The 19,700-nt window shown below is 71.8% G+C and carries 19 protein-coding genes; 16 read left to right on the top strand and 3 right to left on the bottom strand.

Annotated elements, in window-relative coordinates:
* Positions 1-21 precede the first annotated feature (21 nt).
* The 10 genes from D9V37_RS05980 to D9V37_RS05935 all read left to right on the top strand — a co-directional run bounded on the left by D9V37_RS05980 (position 22) and on the right by D9V37_RS05935 (position 8,959).
* The gene (locus D9V37_RS05980) at positions 22-270 is read left to right on the top strand and encodes a hypothetical protein (protein WP_121805252.1); all 249 of its coding nucleotides are present in this window, start codon (positions 22-24) and stop codon (positions 268-270) included.
* A 161-nt stretch (positions 271-431) separates the two neighbouring features.
* Positions 432-1,082, top strand: a complete 651-nt coding sequence (locus tag D9V37_RS05975) for a hypothetical protein (RefSeq protein ID WP_121805251.1) — start codon at positions 432-434, stop codon at positions 1,080-1,082.
* A gap of 229 nt (positions 1,083-1,311) precedes the next feature.
* A complete protein-coding gene (locus tag D9V37_RS05970; RefSeq protein WP_121805250.1) occupies positions 1,312-1,581 on the top strand; it encodes a hypothetical protein in 270 nt (89 codons plus the stop codon).
* Between the two features lie 43 nt (positions 1,582-1,624).
* Positions 1,625-2,857 carry a cytochrome P450 gene (locus D9V37_RS05965; protein ID WP_121805249.1) on the top strand — a complete coding sequence of 411 codons (1,233 nt, stop codon included), beginning with the start codon at positions 1,625-1,627 and terminating at the stop codon, positions 2,855-2,857.
* Complete coding sequence (locus D9V37_RS05960) at positions 2,854-3,888, top strand: aminotransferase class V-fold PLP-dependent enzyme (RefSeq protein ID WP_121805248.1); 1,035 nt, start codon at positions 2,854-2,856, stop codon at positions 3,886-3,888. Before D9V37_RS05965 ends, D9V37_RS05960 begins: the two co-directional genes overlap by 4 nt.
* A gap of 166 nt (positions 3,889-4,054) precedes the next feature.
* Complete coding sequence (gene egtA / locus D9V37_RS05955) at positions 4,055-5,320, top strand: ergothioneine biosynthesis glutamate--cysteine ligase EgtA (protein ID WP_121805247.1); 1,266 nt, start codon at positions 4,055-4,057, stop codon at positions 5,318-5,320.
* Positions 5,313-6,587: an ergothioneine biosynthesis protein EgtB gene (gene egtB, locus D9V37_RS05950; RefSeq protein WP_121805246.1), complete on the top strand. Its 1,275-nt coding sequence runs from the start codon at positions 5,313-5,315 to the stop codon at positions 6,585-6,587. The genes egtA and egtB overlap by 8 nt, the downstream gene beginning before the upstream one ends.
* Entirely contained in the window at positions 6,580-7,272 is a 693-nt protein-coding gene (gene egtC, locus D9V37_RS05945; protein ID WP_121805245.1) for an ergothioneine biosynthesis protein EgtC, read from the top strand. Before egtB ends, egtC begins: the two co-directional genes overlap by 8 nt.
* A 4-nt stretch (positions 7,273-7,276) precedes the next feature.
* Positions 7,277-8,248 carry an L-histidine N(alpha)-methyltransferase gene (egtD, locus tag D9V37_RS05940; protein WP_232524775.1) on the top strand — a complete coding sequence of 324 codons (972 nt, stop codon included), beginning with the start codon at positions 7,277-7,279 and terminating at the stop codon, positions 8,246-8,248.
* A gap of 69 nt (positions 8,249-8,317) precedes the next feature.
* Positions 8,318-8,959: a TMEM175 family protein gene (locus D9V37_RS05935; protein WP_121805244.1), complete on the top strand. Its 642-nt coding sequence runs from the start codon at positions 8,318-8,320 to the stop codon at positions 8,957-8,959.
* Between the two features lie 24 nt (positions 8,960-8,983).
* Here the strand turns inward: D9V37_RS05935 and D9V37_RS05930 are convergent, their stop codons facing one another.
* A complete protein-coding gene (locus D9V37_RS05930) occupies positions 8,984-10,552 on the bottom strand; it encodes an amino acid permease (RefSeq protein ID WP_121805243.1) in 1,569 nt (522 codons plus the stop codon).
* Positions 10,553-10,839: 287 nt separating this feature from the next.
* Here D9V37_RS05930 and D9V37_RS05925 point away from each other — a divergent pair, with 287 nt between their 5' ends.
* The 5 genes from D9V37_RS05925 to D9V37_RS05905 are packed head-to-tail and all read left to right on the top strand — an operon-like array spanning position 10,840 to position 15,837.
* Positions 10,840-11,586, top strand: coding sequence for a FadR/GntR family transcriptional regulator (locus tag D9V37_RS05925; protein WP_121805242.1), 747 nt, complete (start codon positions 10,840-10,842; stop codon positions 11,584-11,586).
* A gap of 10 nt (positions 11,587-11,596) precedes the next feature.
* Positions 11,597-12,952, top strand: coding sequence for a glutamine synthetase family protein (locus tag D9V37_RS05920; RefSeq protein WP_121805241.1), 1,356 nt, complete (start codon positions 11,597-11,599; stop codon positions 12,950-12,952).
* Positions 12,949-14,334 carry an aldehyde dehydrogenase family protein gene (locus D9V37_RS05915; protein WP_232524774.1) on the top strand — a complete coding sequence of 462 codons (1,386 nt, stop codon included), beginning with the start codon at positions 12,949-12,951 and terminating at the stop codon, positions 14,332-14,334. Before D9V37_RS05920 ends, D9V37_RS05915 begins: the two co-directional genes overlap by 4 nt.
* A 14-nt stretch (positions 14,335-14,348) precedes the next feature.
* The gene (locus D9V37_RS05910) at positions 14,349-15,128 is read left to right on the top strand and encodes a 3-oxoacyl-ACP reductase (protein ID WP_121805240.1); all 780 of its coding nucleotides are present in this window, start codon (positions 14,349-14,351) and stop codon (positions 15,126-15,128) included.
* A gap of 1 nt (position 15,129) precedes the next feature.
* Complete coding sequence (locus tag D9V37_RS05905; RefSeq protein WP_121805239.1) at positions 15,130-15,837, top strand: gamma-glutamyl-gamma-aminobutyrate hydrolase family protein; 708 nt, start codon at positions 15,130-15,132, stop codon at positions 15,835-15,837.
* Here the strand turns inward: D9V37_RS05905 and D9V37_RS05900 are convergent.
* Positions 15,834-16,670 (bottom strand): DMT family transporter, encoded by an 837-nt coding sequence (locus D9V37_RS05900; protein ID WP_232524773.1) that lies wholly within the window; start codon positions 16,668-16,670, stop codon positions 15,834-15,836. The two genes, D9V37_RS05905 and D9V37_RS05900, sit on opposite strands and share 4 nt — an antisense overlap.
* Positions 16,671-16,742: 72 nt before the next feature.
* Positions 16,743-17,033: a DUF7455 domain-containing protein gene (locus tag D9V37_RS21045; protein ID WP_456299566.1), complete on the bottom strand. Its 291-nt coding sequence runs from the start codon at positions 17,031-17,033 to the stop codon at positions 16,743-16,745.
* A gap of 301 nt (positions 17,034-17,334) precedes the next feature.
* Between D9V37_RS21045 and D9V37_RS05890 the strand changes: the two genes are divergently transcribed.
* Positions 17,335-19,452: a DNA gyrase/topoisomerase IV subunit B gene (locus D9V37_RS05890; RefSeq protein ID WP_198412407.1), complete on the top strand. Its 2,118-nt coding sequence runs from the start codon at positions 17,335-17,337 to the stop codon at positions 19,450-19,452.
* Positions 19,453-19,700: the final 248 nt, after the last annotated feature.

Genomic DNA, 19,700 nt, shown 5'->3' with positions numbered 1-19,700 from the left:
CATGCGTTCTATGCTGGGTGCGTGGAGGGAGCACCGCGGCGCGACGGGTGGCTGCCGCGGGCCGAGCACGTGTGGATCCGCCACCACAGCGTCGACCAGCCCCAGCTGCCCGGACTGCTCCTCGCCTGGCGCCGCGCCGGGACCGAGGGCCGGCGGGCGCGGTGGGAGGGCTGGGTGATCTACGTCGAGCTCGGACCGCCCGCCCATGACGCCGGACCCTTCGTGCGACAGGGGTGGCTGGGTGCCTCCGGCATCACGCCGCGCGCCTGACTGCCGGTCGGCGCGGTGCGCCGGGGCGCGACCTGGCTAGACCGCACCTCGACGACATCGGCGGGCAGAAGCATCGATAGCGGACCGACATCGCCCATCGCGTCTCGCGAAAGGGGTGTCGAGGCGGCGCCCACCCGGAGGTGTGTCTACGCTGAGCCGACGTGGCGAACCAACTGACCGACGACATCTACACGATGAAGACCGTCAAGACGGTGTCGCTGGACGACGGGATCTCCTGGGAGCAGGTCGAGTGCCCTCACTGCGGGTCGAGCCCGCTCTTCGTGGTGGCGACGGCGCTCGACGGCAACATCAACGTCGACCCGAACCAGCGCACCCGGTGGTTGCGGTGTCCGCACTGCCTGCGCGGTTCGCTGCTGGACCGCGGCACCATGCACCCGGCGCCGGTGCCGCTGCGTGAGCCGGGCGGGCTACCCGCCGACGTCGCCGCGGCGTGGTCGCAGGTGCGGCAGTGCCTGCAGGTGGGCGCGCCCACCGCGACCGTGCTCGTCAGTCGGGCGATCCTGCGTCGGCTCGCGGCCGGCGCCGATGCCGCCGACCAGGCGGCGGAGCCGGGGACGGAGCGGTGCACGGGTCTGGTGGGGCTGGTCGAGCACCTGGTCGCCGAGGGCTACCTGACCGCGCGGATGAAGGTCTGGGCCGAGCGGCTGGCGCCGGCGGTCGACGCGGCGGACGACCTCGCGGTGACACTCGAGCCGGCCACTGCGCGCGATGTCGCGTCGTTCACACTGCGCACGCTGGAGGCCTTCTACGAGCTCGACGAGGTCATGGGGGAGGGCAGCGCCGACTCCTGAGTGGCCGCCGCTGCCGACCCGCTCGCAAGGTTCGTCGATCTTCGGGCGCGGATTCCGCGATTTCGCCCAACGGGCTTGGATGCAGCCGCTAGAGTCGGTCTTGGAACCGCTGGTGACCCGAGACGCCAGCGGTTCCTTCATGTCCGCGGCCCCTCTGTCGAGCTCGCCCGTGCGCGACATCTCATGCGAATCGCGTGCATCTGCGCTCTTGGATCGATAAAATCGAGCCATGACGCTCACCCTTGTCAAGGAGCTCGACCGCCTGCACGCGGGCTACGTCGCCGCGGTGAACGCCGCGGTGGCCGACGACGACCTGGCCCGTGCCGACCAGCTCGCCGCCGACTACGACGTGGCCGCCGTACGGCTGATGGCCGAGCACGAGAACCGCCCCGACCTGGTCCAGCCCGTGCTCGAGGCGCTGGGCCGCCTCGAGGGCACCCGCCCGGACTCGCGGCTGCGCCGCATGGTCAACCGGCTCCGCGCCGTCCGCGCCGCCTGACCCACGCGTCGCCGCGCGCCCCGGTCGTACGAGACTGGAGCGCATGGACAGGGTGCGCCAGGCGGTCGGCTTCGCGACCGCTCTGTACGGCGACCGGTTGCGCACGGCCGTCGGCGCCTACGTGCAGCGCGACCCGTTCAGCCGGCTGCGGCAGCGACCGGGCCGGGTGGATCCCTACCCGGTCTACGAGCACATCCGCGCCCGCGGCGGCTGGGTCGGCACGCGGCTGGGCAACCTCGCCACCGTCGACCATGCCGCCTGCGACCAGATCCTGCGCAGTCGCCGGTTCGGCGTGCGGCCCGAGGGCGAGTCCGGCGCCGACGAGACCGGCGGGCTGTCCTTCCTCAACGAGAACCCGCCCGACCACGGCCGGCTGCGGCGACTGGCCGCGCCGGCCTTCGGCGCCCGGCAGGTGGCCGGCTACCGGCCCCGCATCGAGCGCGTCGTGGCCGAGTTGCTCGACCGCGCCGGGTCCCGCTTCGACCTGGTCGACGACCTGGCCGCACCGCTGCCGATCGCGGTCATCACCGAGCTGCTCGGGATCCCCGACGCCGACGCGACGGCGTTCGCGGCGTACGGCGAGGTCGTCGGCTCGGCGCTGGGCGGCATCCGGTCGCTGGGCCACGCGCGCGCGTTGATGCGCGCCAACGCCGACCTCGAGCAGATCTTCGAGCGGCTGGTCGAGGAGCGCCGGCGCCGGCCCGCCGACGACCTGGTCAGCCGGCTCGCGGCCGCCGAGGGCGACGCGTTGCGCCCCGGTGAGCTGGTGCCGATGTGCACCCTGCTGCTCATCGCCGGCTTCGAGACCACCGTGAACCTGATCGGCAACGCCGTCGGGGCACTGCTCGACCACCCCGACCAGTGGGCGCTGCTGTGCGAGGACCCATCGCAGGCCGGGCGGGCCGCGGCGGAGACGCTGCGCTTCGACCCGCCGGTGCAGCGCACCGCCCGGGTCAGCTTCGACGAGGTCGAGGTCGCCGGGCGGCCGGTGGCGTCCCACCAGGTCGTCCACGTGCTGCTGGGCGGCGCCAACCGCGACCCGGCCGTCTTCACCGAGCCCGACCGCTTCGACCTGACCCGCCCCGACGCCGGCGAGCACCTGGCCTTCGGCAGCGGCGCCCACCACTGCCTGGGCCGGCCGCTGGCCGAGCTGGAGGCCGAGATCGCGCTGCGGGTGCTGGCCGAGCGGCTGCCGCGGCTGCGCCGCGCCGGACCCGTACGACTGCGCCCGGCCACGCTCATCCGCGGCCCGCTGCACCTGCCGGTGGCCGCGTGAGCGACCTGCTGCACCTGCAGACCGCCGCCTGCGGACGTCCCTCGCCGGCCACCATCGACGCGGTGCGCCAGCACCTGGAGCTCGAGGCGGCCGAGGGCGGCTACGTCGCGGAGGAGCAGGCGGCACCGCGGCTGCGGCGGCTGAAGGCCGGCGTGGGCCGGCTGCTGGGCCACGACGCCGATGCGGTCTGCTTCACCACCAGCGCCACCGACGGCCTCGAGCAGCTGCTGCGACGCTGGCCGCTGCCCGAGGACGCCGACGTGCTGGTGGCGGCGGGGGAGTGGGGACCGAACCGCGACCGCTTCCTCGCGCACGGCCTGCGCGTGCGTACCGCGGCAGTCGACGCGCACGGCCGGCTCGACCTGGCCGAGCTGCAACGCGAGCTGCGCATCGACCCGCCCGCGCTGGTCCACCTGGTCTCGCTCGCCTCGCACCGCGCGCTGGCCCAGCCGGTGGCCGAGGCGCTGCGCCTGTGCGGGGAGGCCGGGGTGCCGCTGTGGGTCGACGCCGCACAGGCGCTCGCCCACCTGCCCACCGGGTTCGGCGCCGACGCGGTCTACGCGCCGGCGCGCAAATGGCTGGCCGCACCGCGCGGCGTCGGCTTCCTCGCCGTCGCGGCGCCGTGGCGCGACCGGTTCAGCGGCCTGGACGACGAGGAGTGCTCGGTGGCCTCACGAGTCGGTGCGGCCCAGGCGCTCGCCGAGCTGCCCACCGACCACGTCGATCGGCTCGCCGCCGTCGGACGGCGACTGCGCGAGGCGGTGGCCGACGTCGAGGGCTGGGAAGTGGCCGACCCGCCGGGCGCCACCGGCGCCCTGGTCGGGCTGCGCCCCACCGCGGACCAGGACGTCGAGGCCGTGCAGCGTCGGTTGCACCAGGAGCACCGCGTGCTCACCACCGCCTGCCTGACCTGGCGGGCACCGGACGACATGGCCGAGCCGCTGCTGCGCCTCGCCCCCGCCGAGCTCGCGGAGGCGGACGTCGAGCGGCTGACGGGGTCCTTACGGTTGCGGAAACCTTCGCTCGGGTAGTTGGGATTGTCGGTGGGGTCGGGTTAGGTGGTCCACAGGAACCAGCACCACCCCGTCACACCCCGTACTTCCCGCTGCACGATCGAGGACGGTCGACCAGGACCGCCCCCGCACCGACCCGCGGTCGAGACTCGACCGGTCCGGACCTGGAGGGGGCATCTCACCGATGACCGCATCGCACCTCGTCGTTCCCGACGACCCGCTCATCGCCGGCACGCTCGGCGTCGACCGCGAGACCGTCGCCTTCGAGCACGTGGCTGCCCGCGCCCTGTCCGACGGCCCCGTCGGGCGCGTCGGCCTGGAGCTCGAGCTCCACCTCGTCGACCTGGCGCAGCCGCTGCAGCGTCCCACCTGGGAGCAGGTCGAGACGCTGGCCGCCAGCGTGCCGCCGCTGCCCTCGGGAAGCCCCGTCACCCTCGAGCCGGGCGGGCAGATCGAGATCAGCACCCCGCCCGCCGACGACGTCGTCGCCGCGGTCGCGGCCCTGCGTGCCGACGAGGCGGTGCTCCGCAGGGCGCTGCGCGAGGCCGGTTTCGGCGCCGCACCGCTGGGCACCGATCCGGCGCGCGAGATCCGGCGCATCAACCCTGGCGCGCGCTACGCGGCGATGGAGACCCACTTCGACGCCGCCGGCTGCGCGGGCTGCGGCATGGAGATGATGACCGCCACGGCCGCGCTGCAGGTCAACCTCGACGCCGGACCGGCGTCGGGCTGGCGGCAGCGGGTCGACCTGGTGAAGGCGCTTGTGCCGGTGCTGGTCGCGATGTCGAGCACCTCGCCCTATCTGGGCGGTCGCAGCTCGGGCTGGCACTCGATGCGGCAGGGCACCTGGCAGGGCATCGACCACGGCCGATCCGACGCCGTCCCCGACGGCGAGCCGGCCGAGGCCTGGGCCACCTACGCCCTCGACGCCCCGGTGATGCTGGTGCGCGATGGCGACACCGCGACCCCGTTGACCAGGCGCGTGACGTTCCGCGAGTGGCTGCGCGGCGAGGGTGGGCTCCACCGGGCGCCCACCCTGGTGGACCTCGACTACCACCTGACCACCCTGTTCCCGCCGGTCCGTCCGCGCGGCTACCTCGAGCTGCGCGCCGGCGACGCGATGCCCGATCGCTGGTGGCCGGCTCTGGCCGCCGTCACCGCCACCCTGGTCGACGACCCGGTGGCCGCCGACGAGGCGGCGGCCTGGTGCGAGCCGGTCGCCGACGCCTGGGACGCCGCGGCCCGCGTCGGTCTGGCCGACCTCGGCGTCCGCCGGGCCGTGCTGGGCTGCCTCGACGTGGCGGTGCTGCGTGCCCCGGCGGGCCTGCGGACGGAGGTCGAGGCGTTCGCCGAGCTGCTGGCCTCGGGGAGCAGCCCGAGCCAGGAGCTGCGGGCCACCGCCGAGACGTACGGACCGTTGCGCGTGCTGGAGGAGGAGTCCGTTGCCTGAGCTGACGACACAGGCCATCGCCGACGGCCTCGAGGCGGCCAGGGTGCGTACGCACGGCCTCACCACGCTGGAGGAGGCCGAGCTGACCAAGCAGCACAACGTGCTGATGAGCCCCCTGGTCTGGGACCTCGCCCATATCGGGCAGCAGGAGGACCTCTGGCTGCTGCGCGGGGGCAACGCCGCCGCCCAGGGCCTGCTCTCGTGCAAGGTCGAGCAGCTCTACGACGCCTTCGAGCACCCGCGTGCGGAGCGGGTCACGCTGCCGTTGCTCTCGCCCACGGAGTCGCGCCGCTACATCGCCGACGTGCGCGGCCGCGTGCTGGAGGGTCTGGAGCGGCTCGGCGACGGCGACCCGTTCCCCTACGTGATGGTCGAGCAGCACGAGCAGCAGCACGTCGAGACGATGCTGGCCACCCATCAGCTGCGGCGCGGCGAGCCGGTGCTCGGCGGCGGTGCCGCGCTGCCCGCCGGTCGCGACGTCGCCCACGACTCGGTGCTGGTGCCGGCCGGGGAGTTCGTGCTCGGGGTCGACGGCGACGCCGAGCCGTGGTCGCTGGACAACGAGCGGCCCGCGCACGTGGTCGACCTGCCGGCGTTCCGGATCGGCCGGTTCCCCGTCACCAACGGCGAGTGGCGCCGCTTCGTCGAGGCCGGCGGCTACGACGAGCCGCGCTGGTGGTCGGCGACGGGGTGGGAGTACCGGCAGCAGGCCGACCTGCGGCGACCGTTGTTCTGGTCGGCGGACGGCTCGCGGCGCCGGTTCAACCTGGTGGAGGAGATCCCCGACGACGAGCCGGTGCAGCACGTCTGTTTCCACGAGGCGCAGGCCTACGCCGCCTGGGCCGGCGCCCGGCTGCCCACCGAGCAGGAGTGGGAGAAGGCCTGCGTCTGGGACCCGGCGCTGGGGCGCCGTCGCCGCTGGCCCTGGGGCGACTCGGAGTGGACGCCGGCGCTGGCCAACCTGGGCGGTGAGGGGCTGCGGCCCGCCGCCGTGGGCGCCTACCCGGCCGGCGCCTCGGCCTACGGCGCTGAGCAGATGATGGGCGACGTCTGGGAGTGGACCTCCTCGGGCTTCGAGGCGTGGCCGGGCTTCGAGCCGATGCTCTACGCGACCTACAGCGCGCCCTTCTTCGGCGGCGACTACCGAGTGCTGCGTGGTGGCGCGTGGTCGGTGGGCAGCAACGCCGTCCGGCCCTCGTTCCGCAACTGGGACCTGCCGATCCGGCGCCAGATCTTCTGCGGCCTCAGGCTGGCCTGGGATGTGTAGGCACCTGGCCTGGCTGGGCGAGCCGCGCTCGCTGTCCTCGCTCGTGCTCGAGCCCGAGCACGGCCTGGAGCGGCAGTCCTACGCCCCGCGCCGGCAGGAGCGGGGGCTGATGAACGCCGACGGCTGGGGCGTCGGCTTCCACGACGAGCAGGGTCAGGTGCGGCGCTGGCGCTCGGCGCGTCCGCTGTGGGCCGAGCCGTCGTTCGCCTCGGTGGCCCCGGTGCTGCGCAGCGGCGCGGTGCTGGCCGCCGTCCGTTCGGCCACCGTCGGCATGCCGCTGGAGGAGTCGGCTGCCGCTCCGTTCAGCGACGGCGGTCGCTGGCTGCTCTCCCACAACGGCAAGGTCGACGTCGGCGTGCTGCCGGCCACGCACGAGGCAGAGTCGGTGTGCGACTCCGCGGTGCTGGCGGCCCACGTGTTCGCCGAGGGAGTCGACCGGATCGGCGAGGTGGTGGGCAAGGTGGCGGCTGCCGACCCTGGCGCCTACCTCAACCTGCTGCTGACCGACGGCGAGCGCATCGTCGCGATCACCTGGGGCGACCCGCTGAGCTACCTGGTCGAGCCCGACGGCGTCGCCGTGGCCAGCGAGCCCTGGGACGACGACCCGCGCTGGGTCGACGTCCCCGACCGACACCTCATCGAGGTGACCCGCGACCGCGGCGTCACCGTGACCTCCCTGGAGTAGTGCAGTGCCGCACATCGAGCTCGACGTCCACCTCAACCCCGATGCGCTGGCGCGACAGCTGGCCGACGACGTGCGCGAGGGGCTGACCGCTACGCCCAAGTGGCTGGCTCCCAAGTACTTCTACGACGGCCGCGGCAGCGAGCTGTTCGACCAGATCACCCGGCTCGAGGAGTACTACCCGACCCGCGCGGAGCGGGCCATCCTCGCCGAGCGGGCCGCCGAGATCGCCGACCTGACCGGTGCCGAGACGCTGGTCGAGATCGGCAGCGGCACCTCGGAGAAGACCCGGCTGCTGCTCACCGCGCTGGCCGAGGCCGGGACGCTGCGCCGGTTCGTGCCCTTCGACGTCGACCCGGTGGTGCTCGAGGACGCCTCGCGCGCGGTGGGCGAGGAGTTCCCCGACATCGCCATCGCGGCCGAGGTCGGCGACTTCGAGCAGCACCTGGGCCTGCTGCCGCGCCACCCACGCCGGCTGGTGGCCTTCCTGGGCTCCACCATCGGCAACCTGACCCCCGACCAGCGCGCCCGCTTCCTGGCCGACGTCCGCTCGACGATGGGCGAGGGCGACGCGCTGCTGCTGGGTACCGACCTGGTCAAGGACACCGACCGGCTGGTGGCGGCCTACGACGACACCGCCGGCGTCACCGCCGAGTTCAACCGCAACGTGCTGCGGGTCATCAACGGCTCGCTGGGCGGCGGTTTCGACGTCGACGCCTTCGCCCACCGCGCCGTCTGGGTCCCTGAGTCGGAGTGGATCGAGATGCGGCTGGAGTCGCTGCGCGAGCAGACGGTGCGCGTGCGCGACCTCGACCTCACGGTCGGCTTCGCGGCCGGCGAGCAGATGCGCACGGAGATCTCCTCGAAGTTCCGGCGCGAGAGGGTGACCGCCGAGCTGCACGATGCCGGGCTGGAGCTGAGGCAGTGGTGGACCGACGGGCCGGGCGACTTCGCGGTGAGTCTGTCCGTCCCCGGATGAGCGGGCCTGGCCGTGTGACGCGCGCGAGCGCCGGCGGGTTCACGAAGAGTCGCGGCTAGCCTCTCGGCCATGGCTGACGAGGACGACCGCGACGTCGATGTGCGCGACGCGGAGCGGACCAAGTTCTTCACCGACGCCGTCGTCGCCATCGCGATGACGCTGCTGATCCTGCCGCTGATCGAGAGCGTGGCCGAGGCCGGTCGCGACCTGTCGACGTCGGCGTTCCTGCACGAGCACCGCGACCAGCTGCTGACGTTCGTCATCTCGTTCCTGGTCATCGCGCAGTTCTGGGTCAACCACGAGCGGATGTTCGACCGCGTCGAGTACTGCAGCCCACGGCTGCGACTGCTCAACGTCGCCTGGATGCTAACCATCGTCTTCCTGCCCGTCCCGACGGCGATGAGCGGCGCCATGAGGACCGACTCGCTGCAGCTGGTGATCTACATCGGCACCATGCTCGCCAGCAGCCTGGTGATGGCGGTCATGAATGTTCTCGTCCGCGCCGATCGTCGGCTGACGGGTCGCCACCAGCCGCCTACGTTGAGCTCGCTGGCGAACTCGATCGCCACACCCGTGATGTTCGCGTTGGCGCTGGTGCTGGCGCTGGTGGTGCCCGGTCTCGACTACTCTGCGTTGTACATCCTGCTGTTCACGTTCGTGCTCCAGCGCACGATCGGCCGCCTGCTGCTCCTGCGGGGCGCCTCCGGCTGACCGGTGTCCCGGGCCTGCGGCCCGTCAGTCCTCGAACGCCTCCATCACCGCGGTGTCGATGGTGTGCTTGGGCCCGGTGAACCACTTCTTGGCCGAGACGTTCCACCAGATCGCCAGCACCACCAGCGAGCCGATGGTCAGCACCGGCGCGTAGTTGACGCTCGCCCAGGCGAAGTCACCGGAGAAGATCCAGCCCGAGGGGACGAAGGGCAGGATGAAGTAGATCGAGATGACGACGATCTCGGCGACGGCCACCAGGTTCATCCACTTGTACTTCGAGCCCAGGGTCCACGAGCCCGGCTCGAAGGAGTCGCCCATCCGCCAGCGCAGGAAGATCGGGATGGCGAAGGCCAGGTAGAGGCCGATGACCGCGACCGAGGTGACGGCGTAGAAGGCGATCGGCACGCCGCCGATGCTCTTGAGCGCGGGCAGCGTGATGACGATGCCGACGACGGTCACGAAGATGACCGCGTTGCCGGGGATCCGCGTCGTCTTGTTCACCGTCGAGAGCCACGACGAACCCGGGATCGCACCGTCGCGGCTGAAGGCGAAGGTCATCCGCGAGGCGCTGGTCAGGCAGGCGACGGTGCAGAAGAGCTGACCGCTGGTGGAGATCAGGAGCACCAGGAAGTGCCAGCCCTCGGGCAGCGCCTGCCCGAAGATGACGTCGACCGCGCCGAAGCCCTTGTTCAGGCCGGGCACGTCCTGGATGGCGAAGACGAACGCGAGCAGCAGCACGTAGCCGCCGACGGCGGAGTAGAAGATCGAGCGCCAGATGCCCTTGGCCGCGCCGTCGGCCGCACCCTGGGTCTCCTCGGAGAGGTGGGCGGAGGCGTCGAAGCCGGTGATCGTGTACTGGGTGAGCAGGAACCCCAGCGGCAGCACCAAGAACCAGTAGAGGCCGTTGGAGTAGCCGGAGTTGTTGATCCGGTCGGTGAAGACGAAGTTGAGGCTCTGGTGGGTCTTGGGGATGAAGATGAGGATCAAGATCACGATGGCCGCGCCGGCGACGTGCCACCACACCGAGATGTTGTTGACGATGGCCAGCAGGTGGCCCGAGAAGATGTTGGCCAGGGCGGCGACCACGAAGATGACCACGAACTCGATGAACACCCGCGTCAGCGAGTAGCCGTCGGCCCAGCCCTTGCTGATGGTCGACAGCGTCAGGTCCAGGAACGTCGCACAGCCGTAGGCGACCGAGGCGGTGACCGCGAGCAGCCCGATCAGGTTGAGCCAGCCGGTGAAGAACCCCGCGGCGGGTCCGCCCATCTTCGCCGCCCACCAGTAGATGCCGCCCGAGGTCGGGTAGGCCGAGACCAGCTCGCTCATGGTGAAGCCGATGATCAAGATGAAGGCCGAGATGATCGGCCAACCCCAGCTGATCGCCACCGGGCCGCCGTTGTTCCAGGCCTGCCCGAAGGTCGTGAAGCAGCCGGCCAGGATCGAGATGATGGAGAACGAGATGGCGAAGTTGGAGAAGCTCGACCAGGAGCGGCTCAGCTCCTGCTTGTAGCCCAGCTTGGCCAGCAGCTCGTCGTCGGCCGAGAGGCTCTTCGGGTTCTCCGCGGCTGCGTCACGGGTCGCGTCGGACATGGGCACTCCTGTGCTGGTCACGTACGGGGGGACGTTGGCGCAGAACGTAGACCCGGCCCGCCGTGGACGTCTACGGTCCAGCCCGAAATGGTTTGAACTCAGACCATTGTCCGGGGTGGTGCTGGGCAGGGAGGTTCTACACAGCGTTGCTGGTCTGGACAGGTGAGCGCATCGGCTGCTGAGGATTCGATCGCCTGGGTCGGGCGAGGTCACGGCCCAGCGGCAGGACAAAAAGGTTTGAACTCAGACCATTGACAGACCTCCGACGCCGTCGTGAGACTGCGCCGGTGAGCACCGCCGCCCGACCCGCGGAGAGCGCGGGAGAGCTGGGCGTCGCCGTGCTGCACGCGGTCCGCGGCCAGCACGCGTTCGAGGCCTGCGTCGAGCAGCTGGGCACCGCCATCCGCCTCGGGGTGTTCCCTCACGGCAGCACGCTGCCGCCCGAGCGCGAGCTGGCGACTCGCATGAATGTCTCGCGCGCGACGCTGCGCGAGGCGATGGCGGCGCTGCGCGAGGCCGACCTCGTCGAGACCCGCCGCGGCCGGCACGGCGGCACGGTCGTGACGCTCACGCCGAAGCTGCCGGCGCGCAGCAGCGCCCGCCGCACCGCCGATCGTCGCGCCGACTGGCTCGACACCCTGGACTTCCGACGCATCGTGGAGCCGGGCGCCGCGGCGCTGGCGGCGTCGCGTGAGCTGACGGCCCCCCAGCGCAGGACGCTGGAGAAGGCGCACGCCGTGGTGGCGGGGGCGACCAAGCCCGCCACCCATCGGCAGGCCGACTCCCGCTTCCACCTCACCATCGCCACCCTGACCGGCTCGGCGCGCGCGGTCGAGGCCGTGACGTCGGTGCAGGCCGGCCTGCACGAGATGCTCGGCGCGATCCCGGTGCTGGGCACCAACATCGACCACTCCGACCGGCAGCACGCGCGCATCGTCCGCGCCGTCCTCGCCGGTGACCCCGCCACCGCCCGCCGGGCGATGGAGCAGCACTGCGACGACACGGCCGCGCTGCTGCGCGGACTCCTGGAGTAGGGAGCGGCAGATGAGGAACGACCGGCACCTGAGCGCCGAACAGCTCACCACGAAGATCGACTCCGGCGAGATCGACACCGTCGTGGTCGCCTTCACCGACATGCAGGGTCGGCTGCAGGGCAAGCGGCTGCACGCCGCGTACTTCCGCGACGAGGTCCTGGGCCACGGCACGGAGGGCTGCAACTACCTGCTCGGCGTGGACGTCGAGATGAACACCGTCGACGGCTACGCCATCACCTCCTGGGAGCGCGGCTACGGCGACATGGAGTTCGTGCTCGACCTCGACACCATCCGGGTGCTGACCCATCTGCCCGCCACCGCGATGGTGCAGTGCGACCTGGCCTGGCCCGACGGCACGCCCGTCGTGCAGTCACCGCGCGCGATCCTGGCCGCGCAGGTCGAGAAGGCCGCCTCGATGGGCTACGTCGCGCTGGCCGGCACCGAGCTGGAGTTCATCCTCTTCGAGGACAGCTACGAGAGCGCCCACAACGCCGACTACCAGCACCTCACGCCGGCCAACCAGTACAACGTCGACTACTCCATCCTCGGCACCTCGCGCGTGGAGGGGGTGCTGCGCGACATCCGCAACACCACCTACGCCGCCGGGATGAACGTCGAGGGCGCCAAGGGCGAGTGCAACTTCGGCCAGCACGAGATCGGCTTCCTCTACGACGACGTCGTGGTCACCGCCGACAACCACGCCGTCTACAAGACGGTGGCCAAGGAGATCGCCGCCCAGCACGGCAAGTCGCTGACGTTCATGGCCAAGTACAACGAGCGCGAGGGCAACTCCTGCCACATCCACCTCTCGTTGCGCGGCCAGGACGGCGACATCGTGTTCTGGGACGATGGCGCTCGTACGCCGCTCTACGACCACTTCGTGGCCGGGGTGCTGGCCGGGATGGCCGAGCTGACCTTGCTCTTCGCGCCGAACGTCAACTCCTACAAGCGCTTCGCTGACGGCTCCTTCGCGCCCACCGCGATCGCATGGGGCGAGGACAACCGCACCTGCGCCGTCCGGCTGGTCGGCCACGGCGCCGGTGCCCGGATGGAGAACCGGGTGCCCGGCGGCGACGTCAACCCCTACCTGGCACTGGCCGCGATGCTGGCCGCGGGCCTCCACGGCATCGAGCAGGAGCTGGAGCTGGAGCCGGCCCTGGTGGGCAACGCCTACTCCTCGGACAAGCCGCGGGTGCCGCACACTCTGCGCGAGGCGCGCGAGGTCTTCGCGAGCTCCCCGCTGGCGCGCGCGACGCTGGGCGAGGAGGTCGTGGACCACTACACGAACATGGCCGACGTGGAGCTCGCCGCCTACGAGGCCGCCGTCACCGACTGGGAGCTCCGACGAGGGTTCGAGCGGCTGTGAGCGTCGATGTGAGCAGCTCGGGGAGCACCTACACCGTCCTCAACCCGGCCTACGCGGAGCCGGTCACCGAGGTCCACCTGGCCTCGGTGGAGGAGACCGACGCCCTCATCGAGCGAGCCGCCGACGCCTTCCCCGCCTGGCGCGACGTCGCCCCCGCCGACCGCGCCCGGCTGCTGCGTCGCTTCGCCGAACTCGTCGACGACCACGTGGAGGAGTTGGCCGACCTCGAGGTCCGCAACGCCGGCCACACCCGGGGGAACGCGCGGTGGGAGGCGGGCAACGTCCGCGACTGCCTGACCTACTACTCGGCCACGCCGGAGCGGCTGTTCGGGCGGCAGATCCCCGTGCCGGGCGGGCTCGACGTCACCTTCCGCGAGCCCCTGGGTGTCGTCGGCATCATCGTGCCCTGGAACTTCCCGATGCCGATCGCCGGCTGGGGGTTCGCGCCCGCCCTGGCGGCCGGCAACTGCGTGGTGCTCAAGCCGGCCGAGCTGACTCCGCTGACCGCGATGCGGCTGGCCGAGCTGGGCCTGGAGGCCGGGCTGCCCGAGGGCGTGTTCACCGTGATCCCCGGTGCCGGCCCGGTGGTCGGGCAGCGGTTCGTCACCCATCCGCTGGTGCGCAAGGTGGCCTTCACCGGGTCGACGCGGGTCGGCAAGCAGGTGATGGCCGGCTGCGCCGACCAGGTCAAGCGGGTCACCCTCGAGCTGGGCGGCAAGAGCGCCAACATCGTCTTCGCCGACGCCGATCTCGACCGGGCCGCCGCCTCGGCGCCGTACGCCGTCTTCGACAACGCCGGCCAGGACTGCTGCGCCCGCTCGCGGATTCTGGTCGAGCGCTCGGCCTACGACGACTTCCTCACCGGGCTGGAGCGGGCCGTCGCCGGGATGCGGGTGACCGACCCGAACGAGGACCCGGACTCCGAGATGGGCCCGCTCATCTCGGCCGTGCAGCACGAGAAGGTGCAGGGCTACGTGGCCGGGGCCGACGTCGCGTTCACCGGACCGACGCCGGACCTCCCGGGGTTCTGGGTGCCGCCGACGGTGGTCCTGGCCTCCGACGTGACCGCGCCGGTGTGGCGCGAGGAGGTCTTCGGACCCGTCGTCGCGGTGATGGCCTTCGACGACGAGGCCGACGCGGTCGCCAAGGCCAACGACACCGAGTACGGCCTCTCCGGCTCGATCTTCACCCGCGACGTCGGACGGGCGCTGCGCGTCGCGCGCGGCGTCGAGGCGGGCAACCTGAGCATCAACTCCCACTCCGCGGTGCGCTACTGGACGCCGTTCGGCGGCTTCAAGCAGTCCGGCCTCGGCCGGGAGCTCGGCCCCGACGCGCCGCAGGCGTTCACCGAGGAGAAGAACGTCTTCATCAGCAACGAGTAGGAGGCAGCACGAGCATGGCTGGACGCCTGGCAGGCAAGGTCGCAGTGGTCACCGGGGGAGTCTCCGGGATCGGACTCGCGACCGTGCAGCGGTTCACCGAGGAGGGCGCCAAGGTAGTGATCGGCGACATCTCCGACCAGCAGGGGATGACGCTGGCCGAGCAGCTCGGCGGCGCGGAGGTGGCGACCTACGTGCACGTCGACGTCACCTCCAAGGAGGAGGTCGACGCCCTCTTCGCGACGGCCAAGGACACCTACGGCTCGGTCGACGTCGCCTTCAACAACGCCGGGATCTCCCCGCCCGACGACGACTCGATCCTCGACACCGACCTCGACGCCTGGCGCCGGGTGCAGGAGGTCAACCTCACCTCGGTCTACCTGTGCTGCAAGGCGGCACTGCCGTACATGCTCGAGCAGGAGCGCGGCTCGATCATCAACACCGCCTCCTTCGTCGCGGTGATGGGCGCCGCCACCTCGCAGATCAGCTACTCCGCCTCCAAGGGCGGGGTGCTCTCGATGACCCGCGAGCTCGGCGTGCAGTTCGCCCGGCAGGGCGTGCGGGTGAATGCGCTGTGCCCCGGCCCGGTGAACACGCCGCTGCTCAAGGAGCTCTTCGCCAAGGACGCCGAGCGGGCCGCCCGGCGACTGGTGCACGTGCCGATGGGCCGGTTCGGCGAGCCGGAGGAGATGGCCAACGCGGTGCTGTTCCTCGCCTCCGACGAGTCCAGCTTCATGACCGCGTCGACCTTCCTGGTCGACGGTGGCATCTCGGGCGCCTACGTCACGCCGCTGTGAGATGACGCGCCCGCTGATCGGGATCAGCACCTACCGCGAGGAGGCGGCCTGGGGGGTGTGGCGCCAGCGCGCCGACCTGTTGCCCACCACCTACGCCGACGCCGTCGCGCTCGCCGGGGGGACCCCCGTGCTGCTGCCGCCCACGGCACCGTTCGAGGAGTCGGCCGCCGACGTCGTCGCCCGCCTGGACGCGCTGGTGGTGGCGGGCGGCGCCGACGTGGCCTCCTCGGCGTACGGCGAGCTGCCGCACCCGCGGACGGGTCCGCCGCGGGCCGATCGCGACGCCTGGGAGCTCTCGCTGCTCGACGCTGCCGTGGCCCGCGACCTGCCCGTGCTCGGGGTGTGCCGGGGGATGCAGGTGATGGCCGTGCACGCCGGGGGAGTGCTCGACCAGCACCTGCCCGACCTGGTCGGCACCACGGCCCACGACCCCGGCGGCGACTCCTTCGGCGAGGTGGAGGTGCAGGTGGCCGCCGAGAGCCTGGTCGGCCGGCTGCTGGGATCGGGGACCGCGCAGGTCAGCTGCCACCATCACCAGGCCGTGCGCTCGCACCCCGGCTACACCGCGGTCGCGTGGGCCGACGACGGCACGGTCGAGGCCATGGAGCGCGGCGCCTCCCGGTTCCGTCTCGGCGTCCAGTGGCACCCGGAGGTCGTCGCCGACGTCGGGCTCTTCCGCGGCCTGGTGGAGGCGGCCCGGGCGCCCTAGCCGCCCGCGACCAGTCCCACCGTCACCGCGCACAGCAGCAGCCCGAGCCCCTGGGTGCGGGTCAGGCGCTCGTGGAGCACGAGCACGGCCAGCACGACGGTGAGGGCGGGGTAGAGCGAGGTCAGCACCCCGGCCACGGTGAGGTAGCCGTGCTGGGTGGCGAGCAGGAACAAGACACTGGCCGAGCTGCCGAACGGTCCCGAGGCCAGCGCCCACCACGTGGCGGGCTCGCCCGGACGCCACGAGGCGCCCAGTGCGGTGGCCAGCGCGATGATCGTGGGCACCGAGATCGCCTGCGACGCCGCCAGCGGCCACAGCCCCGAGGAGTGCGGGACCTGGCCGATCGCGGCGAAGAGCACACCGAACCCGGCGCCGGCCAGCACCCCGTCGAGCAGTCCGGCGCGCACCGAGCCGTGCTCGTCGAGCTCGCCGGCGGCCGAGACCAGCCAGATCGCCGGCCCGGCGGCGAGGATGCCCAGCCAGACCAGCAGTCCGGGCCGCTCGCCGGTGGCGACGCCGACCGCCACGGGCACCAGCGCGGCTCCCACGGCCGAGACCGGCGCGACGATGCTGATCTGGCCGGCGGCGAACCCGCGGTACAAGAAGGCCACGCCGCAGCCGACCGCGATGCCGGCCAGCACCGCCCAGCCGAAGTCGACCGCACGCGGGCTGCCGGGCACCACGAGCGCGACCGCCGAGGCGCACAGCGCCGAGGACAGACCGCCCACGACGGCGACCGGCCACGCCGAGGTGCGCCGCGAGACCAGGCCCCCGACGAAGTCCGACATCCCGTAGGCCAGCGCCGCGGCCAGCGAGAGCAGGACGGCGATCACCTGGACAGACAAGCAGACAGATGAACAGAGCCCCCGACCGGTGCGGTCGGGGGCTCTGCAGTGGAGTCTGGGTCAGTCTTCGCTGTCAGGCGTCGTGGCCGGGGTGTCGGCCAGCTTCCCGGTCTCGTCGTGGATGTCCGTGGCGATCTCTCGCAGCTTGGGACCGTGCTCGCGAGCGTGGTGGGCGCAGAACAGAAGCTCACCGCCCCCGGGGAGCATGACGCGAAGGTAGGCCTGCGCACCGCACCGGTCACAACGGTCGACGGCGCTCAGCGGGCTGCTGGGTGCAACGGCTGTGGTCACTGAACTCACTTCCCTTCGGCTTCGCTCATCGAGGACAACGCTTGGTCTGCCGGGGCTCATTCCCCGTCAACTCACCGTTGAATCGACGTGTTCATCGAATCACACTGCTGCCGCACCCCTGTGGGTGCATCCGGTGTTCGGACGACGCCCCGCTGCGTGCGGACCCTCAGTGTGACCTCGGGGGCCAAACCAGGGGGCCGAATGCCACGATCTCGTCCGTTCGGCCACATCAGCGGGGCCCTCATGGGTGCGATCCTGCTCCTCCTCCCGCGACGGGCCGGCCACGACACGCAGGGTCTGGACCCTGCGAACGCGCGGAGCGCGGTGTCGCAGAGGGATTCGGTCCGCGCTCCTCGGTAGATTGGGCCCGAGCACCACGACCCGTGTCACGACCAGCCGGGAGCACCCCAGGGGGCCCGAGATCGACAACACCTACAACGCCCAGCACCTCCTCGTCCTCGAGGGGCTGGAGGCGGTGCGCAAGCGTCCCGGCATGTACATCGGGTCCACCGACGGCCGGGGCCTGACCCACTGCCTGTGGGAGATCATCGACAACGCCGTCGACGAGGCGCTGGCCGGTGTCTGCACCCACGTCGAGGTCACTCTGCACGCCGACGGCTCGGCCGAGGTCCACGACGACGGCCGCGGCATCCCGGTCGACAAGGAGCCCAAGACGGGGCTCTCCGGCGTCGAGGTCGTGTTCACCAAGCTGCACGCCGGCGGCAAGTTCGGCGGCGGCTCCTACACCGCCACCGGCGGTCTGCACGGGGTCGGCTCCTCGGTGGTCAACGCGCTCTCCTCGCGCCTGGACGTCGAGGTCGACCGGTCGCCCGCCACCCAGCACATGAGCTTCCAGCGCGGCGTCCCCGGCGTCTTCGCCGGCGAGGGCCCCGAGACCACGTTCACCCCGCAGTCCGGGCTCCACAAGGGCGGCCGGGTGCGCAAGGGCATCACGGGTACGCGCATCCGGTTCTGGCCCGACCGGCAGATCTTCACGCGCGACGCCGACTTCTCCTTCGACGAGTTGATCGGACGCGTCCGGCAGACCTCCTTCATCGTGCCCGGGCTCGAGCTGGTCATCCGCGACCTGCGCGGCGATCAGCCGGTGGAGGAGAAGTTCCGCCACGACGGCGGCATCACCGAGTTCTGCGACTTCCTCGCCCCCGACGAGCCGGTCACCGACGTGCTGCGGCTGCAGGGCAGCGAGACGTTCACCGAGACCGTGCCGATGCTCGACGAGCAGGGCCACATGACCCCGCAGGACGTCGAGCGCGAGCTCGCCGTCGACGTCGCCGTGCGCTGGGGCACCGGCTACGACACCGAGCTGCGCTCGTTCGTCAACGTCATCGCCACGCCCAAGGGCGGCAGCCACGTGGCCGGCTTCGAGGCGGCGCTGACCAAGACCTTCAACGACGCCATGAAGGCCGCCAAGGTGCTCAAGGTCAACGACGACGACGTGGTCAAGGACGACGTCACCGAGGGCATGACCGCCGTGATCACCGTCCGGCTGGCCGAGCCGCAGTTCGAGGGCCAGACCAAGGAGGTGCTCGGCACGCCGGCCGCCCGCTCGGTGGTGCGCAAGGTCGTCTCGGCCGAGCTGAAGGGCTTCTTGACCTCGACCAAGCGCGCGGAGAAGGCCCAGGCGCGGCTGGTGATGGACAAGGTGCTCTCGGCCTCGAAGACCCGGATCGCCGCCCGCCAGCACCGCGAGACCCAGCGCCGCAAGAACGCACTCGAGTCCAGCGCGCTGCCGGCCAAGCTGGCCGACTGCCGCTCCAACGACGTCGACCGCAGCGAGCTGTTCATCGTCGAGGGCGACTCCGCGCTCGGCACCGCCAAGCTCGCCCGCAACTCCGAGTTCCAGGCGCTGCTGCCGATCCGCGGCAAGATCCTCAACGTGCAGAAGGCCGGCGTGGCCGACGTGCTGAAGAACGCCGAGTGCTCCTCGATCATCCAGGTCGTCGGCGCGGGGTCGGGTCGCACCTTCGACCTCGAGCAGTGCCGCTACGGCCGGATCATCTTCATGGCCGACGCCGACTCCGACGGCGCACACATCCGCTGCCTGCTGGCCACGCTGTTCTTCCAGCAGATGCGGCCGCTGGTGGAGGCCGGCCGGGTGTTCACCGCCGTGCCGCCGCTGCACCGCATCGAGCTGAGCAACCCCAAGAAGGGGATGGACAAGTACGTCTACACCTACTCCGACCCCGAGCTGCAGCGGAAGCTGGCCGAGCTGACCAAGAAGGGCATCCGTTGGAAGGAGTCCCCGCAGCGTTACAAGGGACTCGGCGAGATGGACGCCTCCCAGCTCGCGGAGACCACCATGGACCCGCGCCGCCGCACGCTGCGCCGGATGTCGCTGTCCGACGCCGAGGCGGCGGCCGACGTCTTCGAGATGCTGATGGGCACCGATGTCGCGCCGCGCAAGGAGTTCATCGTCGCCGGGGGCGGCGGGCTCGCGGTCGAGGACATCGACTTCTGAGGGGCCGGCCGGGGTGTCGGGTTCCGGTGGGGGCGGTTTCCCCGCCTAGGCGGGGAAAGCGGCCTGCGAACCGGGGCGAACCGGGGCGAATCGGGTCACGGAAGGGTGGTTTCCTCCACCCGCGTGCCCGATAGGCGACGTTGATCCGTTGCGTCCGCCCCGGCCTCTCGCCGACCGCCGCGGCTTTACACGAGCATCGCGGCCGATCGGGGCTGCTGCACGATTCTGTGACAGTTGGTTAGGCCGCC

It is taken from the genome of Nocardioides mangrovicus (genome assembly GCF_003674065.1).
Lineage (GTDB): Bacteria > Actinomycetota > Actinomycetes > Propionibacteriales > Nocardioidaceae > Marmoricola > Marmoricola mangrovicus.
This window is presented reverse-complemented; position numbering and strand designations above follow the sequence as displayed.

Excerpts from the sequence above, each read along its gene's own strand:
- D9V37_RS05970 (WP_121805250.1), top strand. The coding sequence starts at position 1,312 with ATGACGCTCACCCTTGTCAAGGAGCTCGACCGCCTGCACGCGGGCTAC.
- D9V37_RS05930 (WP_121805243.1), bottom strand. The coding sequence starts at position 10,552 with ATGTCCGACGCGACCCGTGACGCAGCCGCGGAGAACCCGAAGAGCCTC.
- D9V37_RS05910 (WP_121805240.1), top strand. The coding sequence starts at position 14,349 with ATGGCTGGACGCCTGGCAGGCAAGGTCGCAGTGGTCACCGGGGGAGTC.
- egtC (WP_121805245.1), top strand. The coding sequence starts at position 6,580 with ATGTGTAGGCACCTGGCCTGGCTGGGCGAGCCGCGCTCGCTGTCCTCG.
- egtA (WP_121805247.1), top strand. The coding sequence starts at position 4,055 with ATGACCGCATCGCACCTCGTCGTTCCCGACGACCCGCTCATCGCCGGC.
- D9V37_RS21045 (WP_456299566.1), bottom strand. The coding sequence starts at position 17,033 with ATGAGCCCCGGCAGACCAAGCGTTGTCCTCGATGAGCGAAGCCGAAGG.
- D9V37_RS05965 (WP_121805249.1), top strand. The coding sequence starts at position 1,625 with ATGGACAGGGTGCGCCAGGCGGTCGGCTTCGCGACCGCTCTGTACGGC.
- D9V37_RS05905 (WP_121805239.1), top strand. The coding sequence starts at position 15,130 with ATGACGCGCCCGCTGATCGGGATCAGCACCTACCGCGAGGAGGCGGCC.
- D9V37_RS05920 (WP_121805241.1), top strand. The coding sequence starts at position 11,597 with ATGAGGAACGACCGGCACCTGAGCGCCGAACAGCTCACCACGAAGATC.
- D9V37_RS05935 (WP_121805244.1), top strand. The coding sequence starts at position 8,318 with ATGGCTGACGAGGACGACCGCGACGTCGATGTGCGCGACGCGGAGCGG.